This window comes from Pantoea sp. Seng (assembly GCF_009829935.1).
GTDB classification, from domain to species: Bacteria; Pseudomonadota; Gammaproteobacteria; order Enterobacterales; family Enterobacteriaceae; genus Pantoea; species Pantoea communis.
On record NZ_SZZV01000010.1, the window covers coordinates 90717 to 113994 of the forward strand.

Consider the following 23278-nt stretch of genomic DNA (forward strand, 5'->3'; position numbering starts at 1 on the left):
AGGACCCTGTTCGCGATGGCGGATAGGGTCTTCTCTTGATTATTCCAGCCTGAACGTTTGCTCATCGCCTGAGCCATCAGGATAAGTCAGCTTCATCGTCAGCTTGTCGTTTCTGATTTGCCACGTCAGCTTCTCGTCTTCTGGCCCCTCACGCCAACGTCCACTGCTATCTGGATTATCTGACATCAAGATAACGCTCTCGCCCTGGACCCGGCAGCGCACGGCCCAGCGTGATTGATCGGAGGGCCGGATATAGTGCACCCACGCCACGCCCTGCTCATCCACCTTATCCAGCTGCATGATTTTGAAGCTGCGACCAAAGCTCAGCGCGGTAGCCGCTTTGCACAGGGTCCCCAGGTGTGGATTGATTAACGGTTCTGCCTGCGCGCTGGGCACTGGCAAAATTTGTGAAGCAAATAGCTGGAGGTAGGACAGATAGCTCATTGTCACTATCGCCAGAATGGCACGCTTTTTCATTATTGTTTTCCCTGCCTGATGCTTAAATTTGCACCTGTCGGCTTATCGTCTTGTTGTTTTATTATTCGTTTTGCCCTGCTTTTTTAGCTTACCGTTTGCCTTGCTGCCGTCATTGGATCAATAAGTGGTAAAAATCGCGTATTTCCATCTTTTTCACCCCAGGCGATTTGCCGATTTGCAAAGCGCATACCACAATTAATCGCACCGTCTCGTCGCGGTGAAACACCATCTAAGACAGGGAGATAACCAATGAATTTTTTCAAAGTCGTTGCAGGATTATTAATGGCTGCGGTCATGGCGATCACACTTAGCGCCTGTGCACCAACAGCAACAAAGGAAGGAACCGGGGGCTATATCGATGATACGGTGATCACAACCAAGGTTAAGGCACAGTTGTTGAATGACGACTCGCTGAAATCCACCGAAATCAACGTCGAAACCTTTAAAGGAAAAGTGCAGTTAAGCGGCTTTGTCAGCTCACCGCAGATGGCGAACCGTGCAGTGACGGTGACCCGCAGCGTGGCAGGGGTTAAATCTGTGGTTAACAATATGCAGATTAAGTAATAGCGTATCGATACTGCAGCGGGCGGCCTTTGGGTCGCCCGTTGTGTTTCAGCGGGTGCCTCAGAAACGGTAACCCACACCAAAGAAGAACACCCACGGATCGATGCGCGTGTTGATATTCTGTTGTTCACCGTTGGCTTTAAATTTCACTTCAGTATCGATGTCCATGTACCACAGCGATGCGTTCAGCATCCAGTCGCGGTTGATTTGATAATCCATCCCCACCTGACCCGCCACACCCCAGGAATCTTTGACGCTTAAATCACTTAAGCCCGCGTCCTGGCCGGTTTGATTAAATTTGGCATCGTAGAACGTGGTGTAGTTGATACCTACGCCAACATATGGGCGCACCGGGCTGCGGCTATCGAAGAAATAATACTGTGCCATCAGCGTCGGCGGCAGCTGGCGCACGGTAGCCAGATTTCCGGTGGCACCAAGACCAACCTTGTGACGGAACGGTGTCGCCGCCAGCAGCTCCACACCGATGTTGTCTGTCGCCATGTAGGTGAAGGTCAAGCCTAGTTGGGTGTCGTTACTCACGTTAAAGCCGCCCATACCCAGCACATTGTCAGAGCCTTCGGTTGGACGAACAGTCGCGCTACCGGCACGCATGAAAAAATCCCCCGCCTGATGAGCCAGTGCCAGTTGCGGGATAGCCAGAGCCATGAGCAATGCGCATTTTGCCAGTTTCATAATCACTCCTTTGCAGAAAAGTAAGGTCTTAATCGGGATCGCGGCACAAGATCTAACCCTTTTTCGGTAAAAGATCATCTGCATCAATTCAAATTAATCACTTAAAAAACAATGAATTGATTCAGATCAATTTTCGGCATTGCGCGCCTGAAAGAAAAAACGCTGAGGAGGTTTTGAGGGCAGATGAAGAGGCTTTGCTGCTTTTATGAACCGGGTACGAACTTTAATTCCCCATTCTTTACCAGAGATGACACAAAGTTATGGTCTTGCGGGTGCCCGCCAGCCCACAGAACATGTACAATCGCCGGGTTAATTAACCCGGTTCCATCAAGGAGAGTACATGTCTATCACGGCAAGCTCGTTATACCGTGACACAGGAAATTTTCTGCGTCATCAGCTGGTTACTATTGTGCTGATGGCGTTGTTGACGTCGTTCATTACGGTGATTGTCGGTCATGCATTAACCCCAGGCGAAGACCAGTTATCCCTGCTTAGCCAGGCTGACGACAGCGCGACATCACTGTTTGAATTGGTACAGAATATGTCACCGGATCAGCAGCGCATCCTGCTGCGCGCTTCCGCAGCCGGCACCTTTGCCGCGCTGATCGGCAACACGCTGCTGCTGGGCGGTATGCTGTGCCTGATCCCGCTGGTCTCCAATGGCCAACGCGTGAGTGCCCTGCGAGCAATCGGTGCCTCCGCGCCACTGCTGCCGAAACTGCTGCTGCAGACCTTCCTGATTACCTTGCTGGTGCAAATTGGCTTTATGGTATTGATGGTGCCTGGCGTGATTCTGGCGATTCTGCTCTCACTGGCACCGGTAATGCTGGTCAGCGAGAAAATGGGTGTGATTGGCGCGATGCGCGCCAGTATGAAACTGGCATGGAAGAACATGAAAGTCATCGCCCCTGCCATTGTGCTGTGGTTGCTGGCGAAGATTGTGCTGATGTTCCTCATCTCATCACTCACAGTGCTGCCGGTGAACATCGCGTCGGTGGTGATGAACGCGCTGGGTAATCTGGTCTCCGCGATTCTGATTATCTATTTGTACCGACTGTATATGCTGTTACGTTAACAGCGATGGCGCTCTGCGGAGCGCCTTTATTGAACGCTCCTGCCCTAACTGGAAACGCTATGAAGCAGTTACTCGATTTTCTTCCCCTGGTAGTTTTCTTCATCTTCTACAAGCTGTACGACATCTTTGTCGCTTCTGGTGCCCTGATTGTCGCCACGGGTCTGGCGCTGGTGGTCAGCTGGGTGCTGTATCGTAAACTGGAAAAGATGACCCTCTTCACCTTCGCACTGGTGACGGTATTCGGCACGTTGACGCTGGTGTTCCATAACGATGAGTTCATCAAATGGAAGGTCACCGTGATCTATTCTCTGTTCGCGTTGGCACTGCTCTACAGCCAGTTCTTTATGGAACAGCCGCTGATTCAACGCATGCTCGGCAAAGAGCTGCAGTTGCCCGGTGTTGTGTGGCGTCGATTGAATATTGCCTGGGCCATCTTCTTCTTCGTCTGCGGCCTGGTAAATATCTATGTTGCGTTTTGGTTATCACAAGAGTTTTGGGTTAACTTTAAAGTGTTTGGTCTGACCGGCCTGACCCTACTGTTTACTCTGTTTAGCGGCGTGTACATCTGGCGACAGATGCCGCAACAAGAACAAAAATAAGCTACTCCGCCCGACAATGTCGGGCTTCTCTTCACCTGCAGAAGAACTGAGCAATGGACGAAAAACATAAATTACCGCAAGGCGAGATGGTGTCGCGCACCCTGGCGATGCCAGCGGATACCAATGCCAATGGTGATATTTTTGGCGGCTGGTTGATGTCACAGATGGATATGGGCGGCGCTATCATGGCCAAGGAGATCGCTGAAGGTCGTGTGGTCACCGTACGCGTTGATGGTATGTCGTTCCTGAAACCGGTAGCCATGGGCGATGTCGTGAGCTGCTATGCGCGTTGCATACGTACCGGCAACAGTTCGATGACCATCAATGTAGAAGTGTGGATCAAGAAGGTTTCGTCTGAGCCAATCGGTCAAACGTATTGCGCCACTGAAGCGGTATTTGTTTACGTTGCCGTGGATAACAGCGGGAAATCCCGTCCGCTGCCACCTGGCAAAGCCAATCTTGCCGTTTAACAGCGATAAAAAAAGCGGTCAATGACCGCTTTTTCTTTGCCTTCAACCCAGGCTTACTCGATGTTAGCGCCGCCGTTGATGCGGAACACGATGTTCATGGTCAGTCCTTTTCCTGGACGACCCGGCTGATAACGCCACTTTTTCATCGCCTGCTTCACTTCACGCTCGAACATGTTGCGCGGTTCGGCTGACAGAACTTCCACATTATCGACACGACCGTCGCTATCCACATCAAACTGCACGCGTACACGGCCTTCCACGCGTAATGCAAACGCACGCGCCGGATAGGCAGGTTTGCTCACGTTCATCGCCTTAGGCCCGTCAGAGACGGTTTGCGTTGGCGCTGGGTTACTCTTCGGTGCCGTGGTCGGACGCGTCTGAGTGGTCGGGATATCCTGCTTGACCGGATTCTCCTGAGGCTTCACTTCCTTACGTGGCTTCGGCTCGACCTTTTTCTCTACCTTCGGCTTAGGTTTTGGCTTGGGCTTTGGTTCAGGTTTCGGAATCGGCACCGGCTCGACTTCAGGCGGCTCGGGTGCAACTTCCGGCTCAGGTTCGGGCTCTGGCGGCGGCGGCGTCACCACTGCGGGGGCCGGTTCTGGCTGCAATTCAGGTGCCACCATGGTCACGCTGATTGGCTGGGATGCTTTCGGAACCTCAATGGTCTGATGAAACGATGCATAGAGAATGCCCGCAATCAGCGAGCCGTGGAGTACCACGGACAAGATCATAGCTACGGGGGTACGTGTAGGAAGAGGCGTAGTCAACGTCGTCATATCAGTCATATTCATTGAGTGAAGCGCAGATTTTAAATGCAAATAGCAATCAGTTTCAATAAGCGATGTGTAAGCCACTCGCAGAAAGGCGTTTTTTAGCGGAGATTGCGCTATATGACGGTGGATTTATCTTTCATTTGCACTCTGATTAACGATCACTTAACGTGTCTCGCAATTTCGGCAAGTCTAACGGGAGTACCCCATCGTGCTTTACGTCATTTATGCGGAAGATACCGCAGATTCACTGGAAAAACGCAATTCCGTACGCCCTGCGCATCTCGCGCGCTTGCAGTTACTGCAGGATGAAGGTCGACTGATCGCCGCTGGCCCAATGCCTGCTGTCGATAGCAACGATCCGGGTCCGGCAGGCTTTACCGGTTCAGTGATCATTGCCGAGTTTTCCTCGCTGGAAACCGCACAATCCTGGGCTAATGACGACCCGTATATTGCCGCTGGCGTGTATGAGAAAGTGGCGGTCAAACCGTTCAAGCGCGTATTTTAATCGATGTGGCAGTCTGTTTTACTGCTGGTAGCGGTGTTAACGCTGATTGGCAGAGCACTCTGGATTTGGCGTCAGCAAGGCTGGCGCCAGGCCCGGCAGCACATTGTGATGTTAGTCGTGCTGGCGGCCGCATTACAGATCGTCAATGTCTCTCTGGTGTTACGCGGCGCTTAACGGCCGCGTAAGCCATTTACATATTCTGCGTGATGAACAGGATAGATCGGCGATGCTGCTGCGCCACCTGATGACGAATGGCATGGATACGTTTATAGCGACGTGACTGCCCTTCCAGCCAACGTGCACGACGGCGGTGTACCTGACGTAACATTCTCCAGCGTGCCACTTCATTTCTGCTTCGTCTCATCACATCCTCATCAGACAGGCTAAACTCGCCAGGCATTATAAAGATCTGATTGAAAATGCCAAATCGAAAGCTTCATTGAACTGTCATTCACGATTAAAGGTTTCACTAGTGCTATTCAGCACGTAAACTTTCCTCATCAAAGCGCGAACAGGATGTCCACTTAATGACTACATTTTATACCCTAATCAGTTGGTTGCTGCTGTTCGGCTACTGGTTGCTGATTGCGGGTGTCACGCTGCGTATCCTGATGAAACGCCGCGCAGTGACGTCTGCCATGGCCTGGTTGCTGATCATCTATATTCTGCCGCTGGTGGGTATTATCGCGTATCTGTCGTTTGGTGAACTTCATCTGGGCAAACGCCGGGCTGAGCGCGCACGCACCATGTGGCCCTCCACCGCCAAGTGGCTTAACGACCTCAAACAGTGCCGCCATATCTTTGCCACCGAACACAGTGACGTGGCACGTTCATTATTTGAACTCTGTCACCATCGTCAGGGCATTGCGGGTGTCAAAGGTAATCAGCTACAGCTGCTCACTAACTCTGATGATGTGATGCACGCGTTGATTCGTGATATCCAACTGGCTCGGCACAACATCGAGATGGTGTTTTACATCTGGCATCCGGGCGGCCTGGCGGATGAGGTCGCGGAGTCACTAATGGCGGCTTCACGCCGGGGTGTACATTGCCGCCTGATGCTGGACTCTGCGGGCAGCGTGGCATTTTTCCGCAGCCCATGGGCGAATATGATGCGCAATGCCGGTATCGACGTGGTTGAGGCGTTACAAGTGAGCCTGCTGCGTGTGTTCCTGCGCCGTATGGATTTGCGACAGCATCGTAAAGTGGTGCTCATCGATAACTATATTGCCTATACCGGTAGCATGAACCTGGTCGATCCTCGCTACTTCAAGCAGGATGCAGGCGTGGGCCAATGGATCGATTTGATGGCGCGTATGGAAGGGCCGGTCGCGACCACGATGGGCATCGTTTACGCCTGTGACTGGGAGATTGAAACCGGCAAACGCATTCTGCCGCCCGCGCCGGATGCCAACATCATGCCCTTTGAGCAGGAAAGCGGTCATATCATCCAGGTGATCGCTTCGGGGCCGGGCTTCCCGGAAGATATGATTCATCAGGCGTTGTTGACGGCGGTCTATTCCGCACGCGAACAGCTGATCATGACGACGCCCTATTTCGTCCCCAGTGACGACCTGCTGCACGCCATCTGCACCGCTGCGCAACGCGGTGTGGAAGTCAGCATTGTGGTGCCACGCCACAATGATTCGCTGTTGGTGGGCTGGGCCAGCCGCGCGTTCTTTACCGAGTTGCTGGAAGCAGGCGTAAAAATTTATCAATTTGAAGACGGTTTGCTGCATACCAAAAGCGTGCTGGTCGATGGACAGCTGAGTCTGGTCGGTACCGTAAACCTTGATATGCGCAGCTTGTGGCTTAATTTTGAAATCACGCTGGTGGTGGATGATGATGGATTTGGCAGCGATTTGGCCACGGTGCAGGATGACTATATCGCCCGCTCACGCTTACTGGATGGTGCGCGCTGGGCTAAACGTGCGTGGTGGCAACGCATCGTTGAACGACTGTTTTACTTCTTTAGCCCTTTACTGTAAAACGAGCGACAAGATTACCGCCTCAGAGTAAGCAGGAATGACCATGGATTTAAATAATCGCCTTACCGAAGATGAAACGCTGGAACAGGCCTACGACATTTTTCTAGAACTGGCCGGTGATAACCTCGATCCGGCTGACATCATTCTGTTCAATCTGCAGTTTGAAGAGCGCGGCGGTGCGGAGTTGTTTGACCCGTCGGAAGACTGGCAGGAGCACGTCGATTTCGATCTCAACCCGGACTTCTTTGCGGAAGTGGTGATTGGTTTGGGTGAAGCGGACGGCGAGCCGATTACCGATGTGTTTGCGCGCGTGCTACTGTGCCGCGAGAAAGACCATAAGCTGTGCCACATTCTCTGGCGTGAATAATCGCTGACGCATAAAACAACGCCGGGCAATTGCCCGGCGTTTTCTTTTCGACCTTATAAGGGGTCGACCTTCAGACAGGATACTGCGTGGCGGAAACTGCCCTCCAGCAACGGACGCGTTTTTGCACACTCAGGTCCGGCAATCGGACAGCGAGTGCGGAATACGCAGCCCGAGGGCGGATTGATCGGTGAAGGCAGTTCACCCTCCAGTAGCTGGATCTGTTTGTTTTTTTCCAGATCCGGATCCGGAATGGGTACCGCAGACATCAGTGCACGGGTGTAAGGATGCTGTGGATTGTTGTACACCGAGTCATAAGTGCCCAACTCAACCGCATGACCGAGATACATCACCAGTACACGATCAGAGATGTGCTTCACCACCGCAAGGTCATGCGCAATGAAAATGAGCGATAATCCCATTTCACGTTGCAGCTGCTGCAGCAAATTCACTACCTGCGCCTGAATCGACACATCCAGCGCCGAAACCGGTTCATCGCAAATAATCAGCTTGGGTTCGAGGATAAGCGCACGCGCAATGCCAATACGCTGACACTGACCACCGGAAAACTCGTGTGGATAACGGTTGATGAGGTTTGGCAGCAACCCAACCTTCATCATCATGTTTTTTACCTTATCCTTCACTTCCTGCTTCGGCATTTTCGGATAATAGGTGCGCAGCGGCTCGGCAATGATGTCGCCAATGGTCATGCGCGGGTTCAGCGAGGCTAGCGGATCCTGGAAAATCATCTGGATATCGCTGCGCGCCTGGCGCCACTCATCCTGACTCTGCCCCAATAAATCGCGTCCCAGCCAGGCTACACGACCGTCGGTGGCTTTCACCAGGCCGATGATGGCGCGTGCCAGGGTTGATTTACCACAGCCCGATTCGCCCACTACGCCGAGGGTTTCCCCCTCATACAAGCGCAGGCTGACGCCATCCACTGCTTTCAGTGTTTTTGGCGGCTGCCAGAACCACTGTTTGCCGTCTTTAATATCGAAATGCACCTTAAGATCGGCGATTTCCAGTAAGACTTTCTTCTCTTCGATGACGGTGCTCATGCTAATTCCTCCACCGGTTTGAAGCAGGCACGCAGACGCCCTTCCGCGAAAGGCTCCAGCGGTGGTGACTTGGCACAAACGTCCATCGCAAAGGCGCAACGTGGCTGGAACGGACAGCCCTGTGGCAAGCGCAACAGGTTAGGCGGGTTGCCAGGAATGGTGGTGAGTGACTCACCCTCTTCCGCATCCAGACGCGGCACCGCACTCAGCAGGCCAATGGAGTAAGGATGCGCAGGCTGATAAAACACATCGCGTGCACGGCCATATTCCATGGTACGCCCGGCGTACATCACCAGCACTTTGTCACAGATACCCGCAACCACCCCAAGATCGTGGGTGATCATGATGATCGCGGTATTGAACTCGCGTTTCAGCTCGTTCAGCAGCGTCATGATCTGCGCCTGCACTGTCACATCCAGTGCGGTAGTCGGTTCATCAGCAATCAGCAATTTAGGACGACACAGCAGCGCCATGGCGATCATCACACGCTGACGCATGCCGCCAGAGAATTCATGCGGAAACATCTTCATGCGCTTGCGCGCTTCCGGCATTTTCACCGCATCCAGCATGCGCACGGACTCTTCAAACGCCTGTGCGCTGCTCATCCCTTTATGCAGTTTAAGCACTTCCATCAGCTGCTCGCCGACGCGCATGTACGGATTGAGCGAGGTCATCGGGTCCTGGAAAATCATCGCAATCTGCTCTGCGCGCAGCTTGTTCAGTTTGTTCTCCGGCAGGTTAAGGATCTCTTCACCGTTGAATTTTGCCGAACCGCCAATGCGACCGTTTTTTGCCAGCAGGCCCATCAGGGCGAAAGCGGTTTGCGACTTGCCCGATCCCGATTCGCCGACGATACCCAGGGTTTCGCCGGCACGAAGTGAAAAGTTAAGATCGTTGACTGCGGTGACATCACCATCGTGGGTGCCAAAGGTGACGCGCAGGTCTTTAACGTCCAGCAGCAGGTTACTGTTTCCCGCACGTGCAGCCATTGCTGGCTGAAATTCATGTATGGTCATCGGGAAACTCCTTAACGATCTTTCGGGTCGAGGGCATCACGCAGGCCATCGCCGATAAAGTTGAAACAGAACAGCGTGACCACGAGGAAACCCGCCGGGAACATCAACAACCAGGGCGAGACTTCCATGGAGTTGGCGCCGTCACTCAGGAGTGCGCCCCAACTGCTCAGTGGCTCTTGCGTACCCAACCCGAGGAAACTGAGGAAGGATTCAAACAGAATCATGCTGGGCACCAGCAATGAGGCATAGACCACCACCACACCCAGCACGTTCGGTACGATGTGCCGTAGCACGATATTGAAGGTCGACACCCCACCCACTTGCGCCGCTTCAATAAACTCTTTGCGCTTCAGGCCCAGCGTCTGACCGCGCACAATACGCGCCATATCCAGCCACGACACCATGCCGATCGCCACAAAGATCAGCAGGATGTTACGACCAAAGAAGGTCACCAGCAGGATCACGAAGAACATGAACGGGAAGGAGTTGAGGATTTCCAGAATACGCATCATCACGGAGTCGATTTTACCGCCGAGATAGCCCGCCAGTGAACCATACAGCGTGCCCACCAGCACCGCGATCAACGCGGAGGCAATGCCGACCATCAACGAGATACGACCGCCAATCGCCACGCGCACCAGCAAGTCACGTCCCGATGAGTCGGTACCAAACCAGTGGCCTGATACCGTATCCGGAGCGGCTGACATCATGGCCCAGTCGGTATCATCATATTTAAACTGCGACAACACCGGCGCTAATATCACGAACAGGGTAATCGCTAACAGCACCAGCAAACTGATCAGCGCAGCGCGGTTATGGATGAAGCGGCGACGCGCATCCTGCCACAGGCTGCGCCCTTCGACTTCCAGTTTTTCACTGAAGGCATCCAGAGCTTCGCTGTTTTTCTTACTTAACATCATGGGCGAACTCCACCATCAGTAACGGATTTTCGGATCGATCACGGCATACAGCACATCCACGATCGCATTGAACAGAATGGTCAGCACGCCGACCAAAATGGTCAGACTCATCACCAAAGAATAGTCACGGTTCAGGGCACCGTTAACAAACAGCTGGCCGATACCCGGCAGACCGTAAATCGATTCGATCACCATTGAACCGGTGATGATGCCGACGAATGCCGGCCCCATATACGAGAGCACGGGTAACATGGCAGGTTTCAATGCATGACGCAGTACGATACGGCGCAGCGGCAACCCTTTGGCGCGCGCGGTGCGAATAAAGTTGGAGTGCATCACTTCAATCATCGAACCACGCGTAATACGCGCGATGCTGGCGATATAGGCCAGAGACAGCGCCACCATCGGCAGCAGCATGTAATTCCACTGCCCACCGTTCCAGCCACCGCCCGGCAGCCAGCGCAAGGTAATCGCAAAAATCAGCACCAGCAGCGGTGCGACGACAAAGCTGGGTATCACGACGCCCGTCATGGCGACCCCCATTACCGCGTAATCCCACAAACTGTTCTGTTTGAGCGCGGCAATGACTCCTGCCGTCACGCCAAGGATCACTGCAAGGAAGAAGGCGGCGAGGCCGAGTTTGGCCGAAACCGGGAAGGCATGGCCGACCAGATAGTTAACGGAATAATCTTTGTACTTGAACGATGGACCAAAATCGCCGTGCGCCAGCTGCACTAAGTAACTGACGTACTGTTTGCCGATCGGATCGTTCAAATGATATTTGGCTTCGATGTTCGCCATCACCTCAGGCGAGAGCGTGCGCTCGCCGGTAAACGGACTGCCGGGTGCCAGTCGCATCATAAAGAAGGAAATGGTGATGAGGATGAAGAGCGTCGGGATCGCTTCCAGAAGTCGACGCAGGATGAATTTTAACATTGCCGTACCTACCAGGCTGTTGCTTCACAAAGTCAAAAAGGCGGCGCTACAGCGCCGCCACTGTCGATAGCCTGAGTGCTATTAATGTTTAATGATATACAGGTTTTTATCGAGGGTTTTATCCAGCGGATCATTACCGGTGTAACCACCCACGTACGGTTTCACCAGACGCGCGTTAACGTAGTAGTAAACCGGCACGATGGTGCTGTCTTTATCCAGAATCTGCTCAGCTTTCTGGTAATCCGCGACACGGGCTTTATCGTCTACCGCTTTCACCGCGTCGTGGATCACTTTATCGAAGTCTGCGCTCTTATAGTGCGAGGTGTTACTGCTGCTATCAGACAGCATGATGTTCAGGAACGAGGTTGGCTCGTTATAATCTGCACACCAGGCCGCACGAGAAACATCAAAGTTGCCCTGATGACGGGTATCCAGGAAGGTTTTCCACTCCTGGTTCTCCAGCTTGATGTTCACGCCAATGTTCTTTTTCCAGATCGAAGACGCGGCGATAGCCAGTTTCTTATGCAGATCTGAGGTGTTGTACAGCAGGTTGAAGGTCAGTGGCTTATCAGCCGTGTAACCTGCTTCAGCCAGCAGTTTTTTCGCTTCTTCGTTACGCTTGTTCTGATCCCATTTGAACCAGTCTGGCGGCAGCAATTCCATGCCGTCGGTGGCTGGCGGGGTAAAGCTGTACGCCGGTAACTGCCCCTGCGCCAGCACCTTATTCACCATGATGTCGCGATCCAGACCCAGTTTCAGCGCAGTACGCACGCGCGGATCGGTGAATGGCGCTTTCTGGTTGTTGATTTCATAGTAGTAGGTGCAGAGATACGGCTTCACCATCAACTCTTTGCCGTTATCACGCTGCAGTTTTTTGAACAGCTCGATCGGCATGTTGTTATAGGTGATGTCACTGCCGTTCTCAGAGAAGTAACGGTTCACGTCACTGACTTCTGAGTTGATCGGCAGGAAGGTCACTTTGTTCAGTACGGTGTGCGCGTTATCCCAATATTCCGGGTTACGTACGATGGTGACACGTTCGTTGATGACGTGTGATTCCAGTTTAAACGCACCGTTGCCCACCCAGTTTTGTGGCTGCGTCCACTGATCGCCAAACTTATCGATAGCAGGCTTATATACCGGTGACATCACGGAGTTGATCAGCAGCTTGTAGAAATAAGGTACCGGCTCGCTGAGGGTCACTTCCAGCGTATGGTCATCAATGGCTTTCACACCCAGATCGGTGATCGGTTTTTTACCGGCGATGATGTCATCAACATTCAGGATGTGGCCGTATTGCGGATAGCTGGCGTAAGGAGAAGCGGTTTTAGGATCCACTAAACGCTCCCAGCTATAGACGAAATCTTGTGCCGTGACTGGCTCGCCATTGGACCATTTGGCATTTTTGCGCAGATGGAAAGTCCAGACTTTAAAATCTTTGTTTTCCCAGCTTTCTGCCACGCCCGGAATCGGTTTGCCATCGCTGTCGCTAATGATCAGACCTTCGTAGAGATCGCGTGCGATGTTGTCTTCCGGCACGCCTTCAATTTTATGCGGGTCAAGCGATTGCACTTCATCGCCATTACCACGTACCAGCTCCTGTTTTGCTGCCAATTCAACGCCTGCTGGCACTGCGGCCAAAGCAGCATTCCCTGCCAGTGCGCCGATTGCTGCAAGAACGCCTGCGGCAATCAGGCTTTTTTTCGTGATGTTATTCATTACTTAGCTCCAGTTTTATTATCGTCACCGGGTCAGTGAACTGCCCGGCGTACCCCGTTTCCGGGAGATCTCTGCCTGTCTGAACAGAGACCACTACCACCCTTCAGGGTTTACCACGTTAATGTGCCGTCCGACTGTAGCGCCGGTTCCACACATTACTCAATGTTTCTTTATGTAATAGTATTTCAATGCCAGCATATCCTGCGGATCTTTACCGGTAAAACCGCCTACCCAGGGTTTCACCAGACGCACGCTGACCCGATAGTAAACCGGCACGATGGGTGAGTCCGTATCCAGCTGCGCTTCCGCCTGCTGATACAATGCGGCACGGTGTGTGTTATCGGCAGCCGTCAGAGTTTGCGCCATCAATTTATCGAAGGCATCGCTGTGATAGAACGCGGTGTTAATCGAGGAACCACTCAGCAGCATATTGAGGAAGGTTGAGGGCTCGTTATAGTCCGAGCACCAGGTAGCGCGCACCACATCGTATTGCGCCTGATGACGCGTCTCCAGCAGCGTTTTCCACTCTTGATTTTGTAGTGTCACCTCGGCACCGAGGTTCTTTTGCCACATCGAGGCGGCGGCGATAGCCTGCCGTTTATTCTGCTCAGAGGTGTTATACAACAACGTGAAACGCAGCGGGTGCTGAGCATTAAAACCGGCATCGGCCAGCAGTTGTTTGGCAATGGCGTTACGTTCGGCCTGGGTTTGCTTCGACCAGGCAGGGGCTTCAGGCGAGATGCCGTGCGTAAATGGCGGCGTCAGCGCATAGGCGGGGATCTGCCCCTGCCCCATGATCTTGTCGGCGATGATGTCACGATCAAGCGTCAGCTTCAGGGCTGTACGGACTCTTGCATCATCGAACGGCGCCTTTTTGTTGTTCATTTCATAGTAGAAGGTGCAGAGTAAAGGGCTGACTTTGACCTGATTACCTAAATCCTGCTGCAACTTCTTGAATAAATCCGGTGGCACCACGCTGTTGGTCATATCTGTGCCACCGCTGCGATAGCGATTGATATCACTGTTCTCGGAGCTAATCGGCAGAAAAACGCCCTCATCAATCACGCTTCGCGCGTTATCCCAATATTGCGGGTTACGCTTCAGAACGATCTTTTCATTCACTACCCAGTCAGCCAGCGTGTAGGCACCATTTCCCACATAGTTCTGCGGTTGGGTCCACTGCTCGCCGAATTTTTCAATCGCCGCGCGATACACCGGCTTCATCGCGGTATGGGCCAGCATGTCGACAAAATAGGGAACAGGCTCAGTGAGTGTCACTTCGAGGTGATGCGCATCAATCGCTTTCACGCCCAGTGAATCCGGCGAGGCTTTGCCCGCCAATATGGCGTCGATGTTGGCGATATGGGCAGCTTGCAGATAACTGGCATAGGGTGAAGCTGTTTTCGGATCGGCCAGACGCTGCCAGCTGTAAACGAAATCTTGCGCGGTGACGGGTTCACCGTTGCTCCAGCGCGCATCTTCACGCAGGGTGAAGGTCCAGATACGCCCCTGCTGGTTGCTCCACTGCTTTGCAACGCCAGGCACAATCTGACCATTGTTATCGGTCTCGACCAGCCCCTCTAACAAATTGCGGATGACATTAGATTCGGGAACCCCTTCCGTTTTTTGCGGATCGAGCGAGGACACTTCACTACCGTTATTGATGACAATGCGCTGTGTTGCAGATAATTGCGTCCCTGCCGGGATGTCAGCCGCCTGACTATGAGAGATAAAACCTACCAGACAAAGTACCAGAGACGTGCGCGCAACTTTTTTCGCTACCATGCTCTTCATCAACAAATATCAACCTTATATAAAAACCTGATAGCGAGTAAGCAAGAAGCGTACACATTTGTCGCGAACAGGGAAAAAATTTGTGATGAGCCGAAAATTATCAGAACCGATGCCCGCACGCCAAAGCTAAACAGCAAAAATGTTAGCTAATTCTCTTTTATCATGTAGACCGCGACAGGAGAAGTGTTAATTTTCATCCTAAAATATTATTCAAATCTATGTTTTATAAGTAATAAATAAGATATTCGTCGTAATTTTCGCCAAAAATAACTTTCAACTCTCTATTTTGCAGTTAACACTGGCAATCCTTAGACAAACAATATGAAACGTTATTTGAAACGATAAAATATCCGAATAGTTACTGGATAAAACCAATTAGGCAGTGAAATATACTGTGATAATTGTCACATATATATGTTGATGAATTGGCGAAGAGAGGGAATGTAGTAGCAAAAGTGATGATAGCCTGATCATATTAAGCCAGGCGAATAATTTCACCATATTGGTGCATATAACTCACTCTTCGCACCAATATGGATCACAAAAGTTATTTTTTGACTGAAAATACAGCCTGATTAATTCAGCAACCCTGGGAATATCGCTTTCATGCCGGTGACAACAAACTCAATACCCAGCGCCATTAATAGCAGACCCATGATACGCGTAATCACGTTAATGCCTGTTTGCCCTAAGATGCGCACCATCAAAGGGGCAGCCCGGAACAATAACCAGCAACAGAAAGCAAAAATCGCAATGGCGACAGTGAAACCGAGCAGGTTTATCCAGCTGTGGTAACGCGTGCTCCAGACGATAGTCGAACTGATGGCACCCGGCCCGGCCATTAAAGGTAAAGCCAACGGCACCACACCAATACTTTCACGAATCGCGGTCTCTGATTTTTCCTGTTTGTTTTGCTTATCCTCGCCCAGCTTGCCACTGATCATCGACATCGCAATAGTGACCACCAGAATGCCGCCAGCGATACGGAATGAGTCAATGGAGATGCCGAAGAGATGGAGAATAGCGTCCCCGAGGAACAGCGAGGTCCAGAGAATGATCGCCACAGCCAGATTTGCCGTAAAGTTGGTTTTATTCCGCTCAGCGACAGCCTGATAGCTGGTCATGCTAATGAACACGGGAATGATCCCCACGGGATTGACCAGGGCAAATAAACCGACAAAAAACTTAATGTAGCCGGAAAAATCAAGTAGCACGGGGTTCACGGTGAGCTCCACGAAGGTAGTGTTTCAAATCGCGCTTAATGTAGTGCATAAGCCGGAGGGAAAACCAGTAGGTTAAGCGGAAATATATGCTGCTATTTCCCCTTACTTCCAGTTTATTCCTCTGCGAACAATGGCTCGTCACCCACCTCACGTCATCTCCATCAACTAAAACCGCTTAATGAGTTACTTTAGTTGCTAAAGTCGATGCTGAAAGGTGTCAGCTTGGCGCCAGATTGATCCACATCAAAATTTGCCAACCTCATCAGGGGTAATCTTAACCCATCGAAACTATTGATACAGGCGTCAGCATCTTATCCTGGAAACCCTTTTAGTAAGCAACGGCAATCAACTTGCCACTCTGACCAACGTATAAGCATAGCGCGACTATACTTTCCGACTCAGGCTTGCTTACTAAAAGAGTTTAACTTCCTTCAGGAGAGCACTATGGCCGTTACAAATGTTGCCGAACTTAATGCACTGGTAGAGCGTGTTAAAAAGGCACAGCGTGAATACGCCAACTTTAGTCAGGAACAAGTTGATACCATTTTCCGCGCTGCTGCACTCGCCGCTGCTGATGCCCGCATCCCTCTCGCCAAAATGGCCGTCGCCGAATCGGGCATGGGTATCGTTGAAGATAAAGTGATCAAAAACCACTTCGCTTCTGAATATATCTACAACGCCTATAAAGATGAGAAAACCTGTGGTGTGCTGGATACAGATGACACCTTCGGTACTATCACCATCGCTGAGCCAATTGGCCTGATTTGCGGTATCGTCCCAACCACTAACCCAACCTCTACCGCCATCTTTAAAGCGCTGATCAGCTTAAAAACCCGTAACGGCATCATTTTCTCACCACATCCACGTGCCAAAGATGCCACTAACAAAGCGGCAGACATCGTGTTGCAGGCCGCCATTGCGGCTGGTGCGCCAAAAGACATCATTGGCTGGATTGATGTCCCTTCAGTAGAGCTGTCCAACCAGCTGATGCACCACCCTGATATCAACCTGATTCTGGCCACCGGTGGCCCGGGCATGGTGAAAGCCGCATACAGTTCTGGTAAACCAGCGATTGGTGTCGGTGCGGGTAACACGCCAGTGGTTATCGATGAAACCGCCGATATCAAACGTGCTGTCGCTTCTATCCTGATGTCCAAAACCTTCGACAACGGCGTCATTTGTGCATCAGAACAGTCAGTCATCGTGGTGGACTCGGTCTACGATGCGGTTCGTGAGCGTTTCGCCAGCCATGGTGGCTATCTGTTACAGGGCAAAGAGTTGAAAGCCATTCAGGACATCATCCTGAAAAATGGTGCGCTGAATGCCGCTATCGTGGGTCAGCCTGCGGCAAAAATTGCTGAACTGGCCGGCATCAGCGTCCCTGCGACCACCAAAATTCTCATCGGTGAAGTGAAGCTGGTGGATGAGTCTGAACCGTTTGCCCACGAAAAACTGTCGCCAACCCTGGCGATGTATCGCGCAAAAGATTATTACGACGCGGTAGATAAAGCAGAAAAACTGGTGGCTATGGGCGGTATCGGCCATACCTCTTGCCTGTACACTGACCAGGACAACCAACACGAGCGCGTGCACTTCTTTGGCGACAAAATGAAGACCGCCCGTATTCTGATTAACACACCAGCTTCGCAAGGCGGTATTGGCGACCTGTATAACTTCAAACTTGCGCCATCGTTGACGCTGGGCTGTGGTTCCTGGGGCGGTAACTCAATTTCTGAGAACGTCGGACCTAAACACCTGATCAACAAGAAAACCGTGGCCAAGCGAGCTGAAAATATGTTGTGGCATAAACTTCCGAAGTCTATCTACTTCCGTCGTGGTTCACTGCCGATTGCCCTGGAAGAAGTTGCGACCGATGGTGCTAAGCGCGCCTTTATCGTCACTGACCGCTTCCTGTTTAACAATGGCTATGCCGATCAAGTCACTCGCGTGTTAAAAGCGCACGGCATCGAAACTGAAGTGTTCTTTGAGGTGGAAGCGGACCCAACACTGAGCATCGTACGTAAAGGTGCTGAGCAGATGAACAGCTTCAAACCTGATGTGATTATCGCCCTGGGTGGCGGTTCCCCGATGGATGCCGCGAAAATCATGTGGGTGATGTACGAACATCCTGAAACCCACTTCGAAGAACTGGCGCTGCGTTTCATGGATATCCGTAAACGTATCTACAAATTCCCGAAAATGGGCGTGAAAGCGCGCATGGTGGCAATCACTACCACTTCCGGTACCGGTTCTGAAGTCACACCGTTTGCAGTAGTGACTGACGATGCCACAGGCCAGAAATATCCGTTAGCGGATTATGCACTGACGCCTGATATGGCGATTGTGGATGCCAACCTGGTGATGGATATGCCGCGCTCACTCTGTGCGTTTGGTGGTCTGGATGCCGTCACTCACTCACTGGAAGCCTATGTCTCTGTGCTGGCTAATGAGTACTCGGATGGACAGGCGCTGCAGGCACTGAAACTGCTGAAAGAGAACCTGCCTGCCAGCTATCGTGAGGGTGCGAAGAATCCAGTGGCACGTGAACGTGTGCATAATGCGGCAACTATCGCCGGTATCGCCTTCGCCAACGCCTTCCTGGGTGTGTGTCACTCTATGGCACACAAACTGGGCTCTGAGTTCCATATTCCGCACGGCTTGGCCAACGCCCTGCTGATTTGCAACGTCATCCGTTACAACGCGAATGACAACCCAACTAAGCAGACCGCTTTCAGCCAGTACGATCGCCCACAGGCACGCCGTCGCTACGCTGAAATTGCCGACCACCTTGGACTGAGTGCTCAGGGTGACCGCACTGCCCAGAAAATTGAGAAACTGCTGGCATGGCTGGAAGAGATGAAAACTCAACTGGGTATTCCAACCTCTATCCGTGAAGCAGGCGTACAGGAAGCCGATTTCCTGGCGAAAGTCGATAAACTGGCTGACGACGCGTTTGATGACCAGTGTACCGGTGCCAACCCACGCTATCCGCTGATTGCTGAACTGAAACAAATCATGCTGGATACCTTCTATGGCCGCGAATTCTCTGAGGCTGAAGGCGCGGTAGCAGAAGTTGCGGATGATAAAGCGGTGAAAATCGAGAAAAAAACCAAAAAAGCTTAATCGGCTAAAAACAAAAAACCCGCTGCGGCGGGTTTTTTTATCGCTAAATAATCAAGCGTGTGGGGATTGCGAACCATAAATGGCTTTTAACGATCCTTCATCAATGGCCTGTTTATAGTGTTTACGACAGACAGAAATATATCGTTCGTTGCCGCCAATCACCACCTGCTCTCCTTCGCTGAACGGTTTACCGTTGGCGTCAAGGCGCAATACCATGCTGGCTTTACGGCCGCAATGACAGATGGTTTTAAGCTCAACCAGTTTATCTGCCCACGCCAGCAAATATTGACTGCCGGTAAAGAGTTCGCCACGGAAGTCCGTGCGTAATCCATAACACAATACGGGAATATCCATATTGTCGACCACATCGGATAACGCTCTCACTTGCTCCCGCGTCAGGAACTGGCTCTCATCCACCAGCACACAATGTACCGGTTGCTTCGCATGTTCATCTGCTATTTCCTGGCTTAATTGAGTCTCGGCGTTATATAAAAACGCAGGAGACGAAAGACCAATCCGTGAGCTCACCTTGCCCGCACCAAAACGGTCATCAATCTCGGCGGTATACACGAGGGTGCGCATGCCGCGCTCCTGATAGTTATAGGAGGACTGCAGCAAGGCAGTGGATTTACCCGCGTTCATCGCGGAGTAATAAAAATAAAGTTGGGCCATATGCAGAATCTCATCGCAGCACAAATCTGATGGCGCGCAGTCTACCATAAACAGGTAAACCTGTAGCGATGCATTATTTTTATCATTTGCTCAAATTAACGACAATGGCAGGTACGTGATTCATCATCGATGTTAAAACAGCACTTTTTGGCCAAGGACAATCTATGCTGAGAATTTATTCAGCATTATTACTGCCAAAGTGTAAGGATTAGCACAACGTCACGGTGGCAAACGCGGATAATCAAGGCTTCAGATCTAAGCGCTAACGGTAAATATATTTGTAAACCGTAATACAATGTGATTTCTGGTTTTTACTTAACGTTTTACTTTTTAATCTGACTATTGCAGTTATTTTTTAGCCCCACTATTATGAGTCGGCAGAACAACTCCCATTTATTATATTTTGAGATTAGGACAATGAGCGAAGCACTTAAAATTCTTAATAATATCCGTACATTGCGCGCGCAAGCTCGGGAATGCACTCTGGAAACACTGGAAGAGATGCTGGAAAAACTTGAGGTTGTCGTCAATGAGCGTCGTGAAGAAGAAACTCACGCGCAGGCTGAAAATGCTGAACGTAACCGCAAACTTGAACAATACCGTGAGATGCTGATTGCAGATGGTATCGATCCAAACGAATTGTTACAGGCACTTTCTGAGACCAAAGCACCGGGAAAAACCAAGCGTGCTGCACGTCCTGCCAAGTATTCTTACGTTGATGAAAATGGTGAAAACCGTACCTGGACTGGTCAGGGTCGTACACCAGCCGTGATTAAAAAAGCGATTGAAGAACAAGGTAAACAACTGGACGATTTCCTGCTGTAATTTTCCAGTGCTTCGAATTGTGAATAGCGCTAACGTGAGTTCACTTTACACCGGGTAAGAAAAAGGAAGCCGCTGGCTTCCTTTTTTAATGCGTCTTTATTGCTGATAAAAGCGACGATACCAATCAACAAAGTTCTGCACGCCCTGCTCAACCCTGGTTTGCGGACGGAACTGAATCGCATCATATAATGGCTGAGTATCCGCACTGGTATTGAGCACATCTCCCGGCTGCATCGGCAGCATATTTTTCTTCGCTTCAATGCCCAACGCTTTTTCCAGTGACTCGATATAGGTCATCAGGCTGGTCGGCTGGCTGTTGCCGATATTGTAAACCCGGTATGGCGCAGAACTGGTGGCCGGCGATCCCGCTTCCACGGTCCAGTTTTCATCAGCCTGCGGAATCACATCCTGCATACGCACGATAGCTTCTGCAATATCATCAATGTAAGTAAAATCTCGGGTCATTTGCCCACGGTTATAGACGTCAATTTGCTCACCGGCCAGCATTGCGCGGGTGAATTTGAATAACGCCATATCCGGACGTCCCCACGGACCGTAAACAGTAAAGAAGCGCAGACCGGTGGTGGGCAACTGGTACAAATGGGAATAAGTATGCGACATCAATTCGTTGGCTTTTTTGGTGGCCGCATACAGAGAAATAGGATGATCAACAGAGTCATCCGTTGAGAAAGGCATTTTGCGGTTAAGCCCATATACTGAGCTGGATGACGCATACAGCAGGTGGCCAACTTTATGATGGCGGCACCCTTCGAGAATATTGAGGTGGCCAATGAGATTGGCATCGGCGTAAGCGTGTGGGTTATCAATTGAATAACGAACGCCCGCTTGCGCACCCAGATGGATCACGCGATCAAATGCATGCTCTGCGAATAAAGAAGAAATGGCCTGGCGATCTGCCAGGTCCATTTTCAGGAAAATAAACTCGGGATGCTGGAGGATCTGGTCTAAGCGCGCTTGTTTCAGGCTGACATCGTAATAGTCATTCAGGTTATCGATACCGACGACCTGGTGACCGGCGGCCAGCAAACGCTGACTCACGTGAAATCCAATAAAACCTGCCGCACCGGTAACCAAAAACTTCATACATCCCTCATTTATTACACAATTTGAATTGATGCTCCGCGGCCGATAGCGTAATACGTAAAGCCGCGTTTGCTGATACGCTCCGGATCATACAGATTACGACCATCAAAAATCACGGGTTGTTTTAACGCGGTTTTGATAACGTCGAAATCTGGCGCACGGAAGTTCTGCCATTCAGTACAAATCACCAGGCCATCAGCACCTTGCAACGCCGCTTCTTTGGTACCGGTCAGCTTCAGGTCGTCGCGGTGGCCATAAATACGCTGCGCTTCTTCCATTGCTTCCGGGTCAAATGCCTGAATGGTCGCACCCGCTTCCCATAGCGTTTCCATCAGCACACGGCTGGAGGCTTCACGCATATCGTCGGTGTTAGGTTTGAACGCAAGGCCCCAGAGAGCAAAGGTTTTGCCACGCAGATCGTCGCCAAAATGACGCTTGATGAAGCTCGGCAATTTGTTCTTCTGTGAATCATTCACATCTTCTACCGCCTGCAACAGACGCGGTGTGTAACCAATCGACTCAGCAGTACGAATCAGCGCCTGCACGTCTTTCGGGAAGCACGAACCACCGTAGCCACAGCCAGGGTAGATGAAGTGATAACCAATGCGAGAATCTGAACCAATCCCCTGACGGACTTTCTCAACGTCGGCTCCCAGACGTTCTGCCAGGTTAGAGATTTCGTTCATGAAGCTGATTTTGGTCGCCAGCATGCAGTTCGCTGCGTACTTGGTCAGCTCTGCACTGCGGATATCCATCAGAATCATGCGATCGTGATTGCGGTTGAATGGCTCATAAAGCTCACGCAACAACTCAACCACGTCGTCGTTATCAGTGCCCACCACGATGCGCTCAGGACGCATGCAGTCGTTTACTGCAGCCCCTTCCTTGAGGAATTCAGGGTTAGAAACCACATCAAACGGGATGTTCACATCACGTTTTTGCAGCGTCTCGGCCATTACTGCACGCACACGATCAGCCGTTCCGACAGGGACGGTAGATTTATCGATCACCACTTTATGATCGTTCATGTGCGCTGCAATTGTCCGCGCAACCGCAGTCACATATTTCAGATCGGCAGAACCGTCTTCATCCGGCGGCGTACCCACAGCAATAAATTGCATGACACCGTGGTTAACACCCTCTTCTGCATTGGTGCTGAACTTCAGGCGACCCGCTTCATAGTTAGACATCACCAGCGGCGTCAAACCCGGTTCGAAAATCGGAATATGGCCTTTTTTCAGGTTTTCGACTTTCTTTTCATCGACATCAATACAGAGAACGTCATGTCCGACTTCGGCTAACACCGCAGCCTGAACCAGACCGACATAGCCGATACCAAATACAGTGACTTTCATTGAATTATCCTGTGTTTAATGA

General features: G+C 51.3%; 25 protein-coding genes. 10 read left to right on the forward strand and 15 right to left on the reverse strand.

Going from position 1 to position 23278, the window contains the following annotated elements:
• Positions 1-39: 39 nt before the first annotated feature.
• Together FD737_RS12295 and FD737_RS23715 are read right to left on the reverse strand one after the other, a co-directional pair.
• Positions 40-477, reverse strand: a complete 438-nt coding sequence (locus FD737_RS12295; protein ID WP_097116992.1) for a hypothetical protein — start codon at positions 475-477, stop codon at positions 40-42.
• An 83-nt stretch (positions 478-560) separates the two neighbouring features.
• Positions 561-773 carry a hypothetical protein gene (locus tag FD737_RS23715; protein WP_167347097.1) on the reverse strand — a complete coding sequence of 71 codons (213 nt, stop codon included), beginning with the start codon at positions 771-773 and terminating at the stop codon, positions 561-563.
• On the opposite strand from FD737_RS23715, the gene FD737_RS12300 reads away from it, so the two are divergent.
• Positions 727-1041 carry a BON domain-containing protein gene (locus tag FD737_RS12300; RefSeq protein ID WP_034828856.1) on the forward strand — a complete coding sequence of 105 codons (315 nt, stop codon included), beginning with the start codon at positions 727-729 and terminating at the stop codon, positions 1039-1041. The two genes, FD737_RS23715 and FD737_RS12300, sit on opposite strands and share 47 nt — an antisense overlap.
• Positions 1042-1101: 60 nt before the next feature.
• Here the strand turns inward: FD737_RS12300 and ompW are convergent, their stop codons facing one another.
• Positions 1102-1734, reverse strand: coding sequence for an outer membrane protein OmpW (ompW, locus tag FD737_RS12305; RefSeq protein WP_097116991.1), 633 nt, complete (start codon positions 1732-1734; stop codon positions 1102-1104).
• A gap of 340 nt (positions 1735-2074) precedes the next feature.
• On the opposite strand from ompW, the gene FD737_RS12310 reads away from it, so the two are divergent.
• The 3 genes from FD737_RS12310 to yciA are packed head-to-tail and all read left to right on the forward strand — an operon-like array spanning position 2075 to position 3878.
• Positions 2075-2809, forward strand: coding sequence for a YciC family protein (locus tag FD737_RS12310; protein ID WP_034828852.1), 735 nt, complete (start codon positions 2075-2077; stop codon positions 2807-2809).
• 59 nt (positions 2810-2868) lie between these two features.
• Positions 2869-3408, forward strand: coding sequence for a septation protein A (locus FD737_RS12315; protein ID WP_038646666.1), 540 nt, complete (start codon positions 2869-2871; stop codon positions 3406-3408).
• A gap of 53 nt (positions 3409-3461) precedes the next feature.
• Positions 3462-3878, forward strand: a complete 417-nt coding sequence (yciA, locus tag FD737_RS12320; RefSeq protein ID WP_160833614.1) for an acyl-CoA thioester hydrolase YciA — start codon at positions 3462-3464, stop codon at positions 3876-3878.
• A 53-nt stretch (positions 3879-3931) separates the two neighbouring features.
• On the opposite strand, the gene tonB is transcribed toward yciA, so the two are convergent.
• A complete protein-coding gene (gene tonB, locus FD737_RS12325; RefSeq protein WP_202404537.1) occupies positions 3932-4654 on the reverse strand; it encodes a TonB system transport protein TonB in 723 nt (240 codons plus the stop codon).
• Between the two features lie 205 nt (positions 4655-4859).
• On the opposite strand from tonB, the gene FD737_RS12330 reads away from it, so the two are divergent.
• Both FD737_RS12330 and FD737_RS23720 read left to right on the forward strand, forming a co-directional pair.
• Positions 4860-5156 (forward strand): YciI family protein, encoded by a 297-nt coding sequence (locus tag FD737_RS12330; protein ID WP_034828845.1) that lies wholly within the window; start codon positions 4860-4862, stop codon positions 5154-5156.
• Positions 5157-5159: 3 nt separating this feature from the next.
• Positions 5160-5330, forward strand: coding sequence for a hypothetical protein (locus tag FD737_RS23720; protein ID WP_166936081.1), 171 nt, complete (start codon positions 5160-5162; stop codon positions 5328-5330).
• Between the two features lie 16 nt (positions 5331-5346).
• Here the strand turns inward: FD737_RS23720 and FD737_RS12335 are convergent, their stop codons facing one another.
• The gene (locus FD737_RS12335; RefSeq protein WP_097117257.1) at positions 5347-5520 is read right to left on the reverse strand and encodes a YciY family protein; all 174 of its coding nucleotides are present in this window, start codon (positions 5518-5520) and stop codon (positions 5347-5349) included.
• A 163-nt stretch (positions 5521-5683) separates the two neighbouring features.
• On the opposite strand from FD737_RS12335, the gene cls reads away from it, so the two are divergent.
• Both cls and FD737_RS12345 read left to right on the forward strand, forming a co-directional pair.
• Complete coding sequence (gene cls, locus FD737_RS12340) at positions 5684-7144, forward strand: cardiolipin synthase (protein WP_034828843.1); 1461 nt, start codon at positions 5684-5686, stop codon at positions 7142-7144.
• Between the two features lie 37 nt (positions 7145-7181).
• Complete coding sequence (locus FD737_RS12345; protein ID WP_196250121.1) at positions 7182-7511, forward strand: HI1450 family dsDNA-mimic protein; 330 nt, start codon at positions 7182-7184, stop codon at positions 7509-7511.
• Between the two features lie 53 nt (positions 7512-7564).
• On the opposite strand, the gene oppF is transcribed toward FD737_RS12345, so the two are convergent.
• From oppF to FD737_RS12380, 7 genes are all read right to left on the reverse strand, one after another.
• Entirely contained in the window at positions 7565-8569 is a 1005-nt protein-coding gene (gene oppF, locus FD737_RS12350; RefSeq protein WP_034828839.1) for a murein tripeptide/oligopeptide ABC transporter ATP binding protein OppF, read from the reverse strand.
• Positions 8566-9585 (reverse strand): ABC transporter ATP-binding protein, encoded by a 1020-nt coding sequence (locus FD737_RS12355; RefSeq protein ID WP_097116989.1) that lies wholly within the window; start codon positions 9583-9585, stop codon positions 8566-8568. The genes oppF and FD737_RS12355 overlap by 4 nt, the downstream gene beginning before the upstream one ends.
• Before the next feature lie 11 nt (positions 9586-9596).
• Positions 9597-10505 (reverse strand): oligopeptide ABC transporter permease OppC, encoded by a 909-nt coding sequence (gene oppC, locus FD737_RS12360; RefSeq protein ID WP_034828835.1) that lies wholly within the window; start codon positions 10503-10505, stop codon positions 9597-9599.
• A 15-nt stretch (positions 10506-10520) separates the two neighbouring features.
• On the reverse strand, positions 10521-11441 hold the full coding sequence (gene oppB / locus FD737_RS12365; RefSeq protein WP_034828832.1) for an oligopeptide ABC transporter permease OppB: 921 nt from the start codon (positions 11439-11441) through the stop codon (positions 10521-10523).
• An 81-nt stretch (positions 11442-11522) separates the two neighbouring features.
• Positions 11523-13160, reverse strand: a complete 1638-nt coding sequence (gene oppA, locus FD737_RS12370; RefSeq protein WP_034828830.1) for an oligopeptide ABC transporter substrate-binding protein OppA — start codon at positions 13158-13160, stop codon at positions 11523-11525.
• A gap of 159 nt (positions 13161-13319) precedes the next feature.
• Entirely contained in the window at positions 13320-14954 is a 1635-nt protein-coding gene (locus tag FD737_RS12375; protein ID WP_160833616.1) for an ABC transporter substrate-binding protein, read from the reverse strand.
• Positions 14955-15529: 575 nt separating this feature from the next.
• Positions 15530-16177, reverse strand: a complete 648-nt coding sequence (locus tag FD737_RS12380) for a YchE family NAAT transporter (protein ID WP_034828826.1) — start codon at positions 16175-16177, stop codon at positions 15530-15532.
• Between the two features lie 444 nt (positions 16178-16621).
• On the opposite strand from FD737_RS12380, the gene adhE reads away from it, so the two are divergent.
• A complete protein-coding gene (gene adhE, locus FD737_RS12385; protein WP_160833617.1) occupies positions 16622-19300 on the forward strand; it encodes a bifunctional acetaldehyde-CoA/alcohol dehydrogenase in 2679 nt (892 codons plus the stop codon).
• Positions 19301-19351: 51 nt separating this feature from the next.
• On the opposite strand, the gene tdk is transcribed toward adhE, so the two are convergent.
• Positions 19352-19972: a thymidine kinase gene (tdk, locus tag FD737_RS12390; RefSeq protein ID WP_160833618.1), complete on the reverse strand. Its 621-nt coding sequence runs from the start codon at positions 19970-19972 to the stop codon at positions 19352-19354.
• A 417-nt stretch (positions 19973-20389) separates the two neighbouring features.
• Here tdk and hns point away from each other — a divergent pair, with 417 nt between their 5' ends.
• Positions 20390-20797 (forward strand): histone-like nucleoid-structuring protein H-NS, encoded by a 408-nt coding sequence (gene hns / locus FD737_RS12395; protein WP_034828823.1) that lies wholly within the window; start codon positions 20390-20392, stop codon positions 20795-20797.
• A gap of 96 nt (positions 20798-20893) precedes the next feature.
• Here hns and FD737_RS12400 read toward each other — a convergent pair whose 3' ends face one another.
• On the reverse strand, positions 20894-21901 hold the full coding sequence (locus FD737_RS12400) for an NAD-dependent epimerase (RefSeq protein ID WP_160833619.1): 1008 nt from the start codon (positions 21899-21901) through the stop codon (positions 20894-20896).
• 14 nt (positions 21902-21915) lie between these two features.
• A complete protein-coding gene (locus FD737_RS12405) occupies positions 21916-23256 on the reverse strand; it encodes a UDP-glucose/GDP-mannose dehydrogenase family protein (protein WP_034828819.1) in 1341 nt (446 codons plus the stop codon).
• Positions 23257-23278: the final 22 nt, after the last annotated feature.

Coding starts and splice junctions, on each gene's coding strand:
- FD737_RS12300 (WP_034828856.1), top strand. CDS start 727: ATGAATTTTTTCAAAGTCGTTGCAGGATTATTAATGGCTGCGGTCATG.
- FD737_RS12345 (WP_196250121.1), top strand. CDS start 7,182: ATGACCATGGATTTAAATAATCGCCTTACCGAAGATGAAACGCTGGAA.
- cls (WP_034828843.1), top strand. CDS start 5,684: ATGACTACATTTTATACCCTAATCAGTTGGTTGCTGCTGTTCGGCTAC.
- FD737_RS23720 (WP_166936081.1), top strand. CDS start 5,160: ATGTGGCAGTCTGTTTTACTGCTGGTAGCGGTGTTAACGCTGATTGGC.
- FD737_RS23715 (WP_167347097.1), bottom strand. CDS start 773: ATGACCGCAGCCATTAATAATCCTGCAACGACTTTGAAAAAATTCATT.
- FD737_RS12405 (WP_034828819.1), bottom strand. CDS start 23,256: ATGAAAGTCACTGTATTTGGTATCGGCTATGTCGGTCTGGTTCAGGCT.
- FD737_RS12335 (WP_097117257.1), bottom strand. CDS start 5,520: ATGAGACGAAGCAGAAATGAAGTGGCACGCTGGAGAATGTTACGTCAG.
- FD737_RS12375 (WP_160833616.1), bottom strand. CDS start 14,954: ATGAAGAGCATGGTAGCGAAAAAAGTTGCGCGCACGTCTCTGGTACTT.
- FD737_RS12400 (WP_160833619.1), bottom strand. CDS start 21,901: ATGAAGTTTTTGGTTACCGGTGCGGCAGGTTTTATTGGATTTCACGTG.
- oppA (WP_034828830.1), bottom strand. CDS start 13,160: ATGAATAACATCACGAAAAAAAGCCTGATTGCCGCAGGCGTTCTTGCA.
- FD737_RS12315 (WP_038646666.1), top strand. CDS start 2,869: ATGAAGCAGTTACTCGATTTTCTTCCCCTGGTAGTTTTCTTCATCTTC.
- oppB (WP_034828832.1), bottom strand. CDS start 11,441: ATGTTAAAATTCATCCTGCGTCGACTTCTGGAAGCGATCCCGACGCTC.
- FD737_RS12310 (WP_034828852.1), top strand. CDS start 2,075: ATGTCTATCACGGCAAGCTCGTTATACCGTGACACAGGAAATTTTCTG.
- oppC (WP_034828835.1), bottom strand. CDS start 10,505: ATGATGTTAAGTAAGAAAAACAGCGAAGCTCTGGATGCCTTCAGTGAA.
- ompW (WP_097116991.1), bottom strand. CDS start 1,734: ATGAAACTGGCAAAATGCGCATTGCTCATGGCTCTGGCTATCCCGCAA.
- adhE (WP_160833617.1), top strand. CDS start 16,622: ATGGCCGTTACAAATGTTGCCGAACTTAATGCACTGGTAGAGCGTGTT.
- yciA (WP_160833614.1), top strand. CDS start 3,462: ATGGACGAAAAACATAAATTACCGCAAGGCGAGATGGTGTCGCGCACC.
- tdk (WP_160833618.1), bottom strand. CDS start 19,972: ATGGCCCAACTTTATTTTTATTACTCCGCGATGAACGCGGGTAAATCC.
- tonB (WP_202404537.1), bottom strand. CDS start 4,654: ATGACGACGTTGACTACGCCTCTTCCTACACGTACCCCCGTAGCTATG.
- FD737_RS12295 (WP_097116992.1), bottom strand. CDS start 477: ATGAAAAAGCGTGCCATTCTGGCGATAGTGACAATGAGCTATCTGTCC.
- hns (WP_034828823.1), top strand. CDS start 20,390: ATGAGCGAAGCACTTAAAATTCTTAATAATATCCGTACATTGCGCGCG.
- oppF (WP_034828839.1), bottom strand. CDS start 8,569: ATGAGCACCGTCATCGAAGAGAAGAAAGTCTTACTGGAAATCGCCGAT.
- FD737_RS12355 (WP_097116989.1), bottom strand. CDS start 9,585: ATGACCATACATGAATTTCAGCCAGCAATGGCTGCACGTGCGGGAAAC.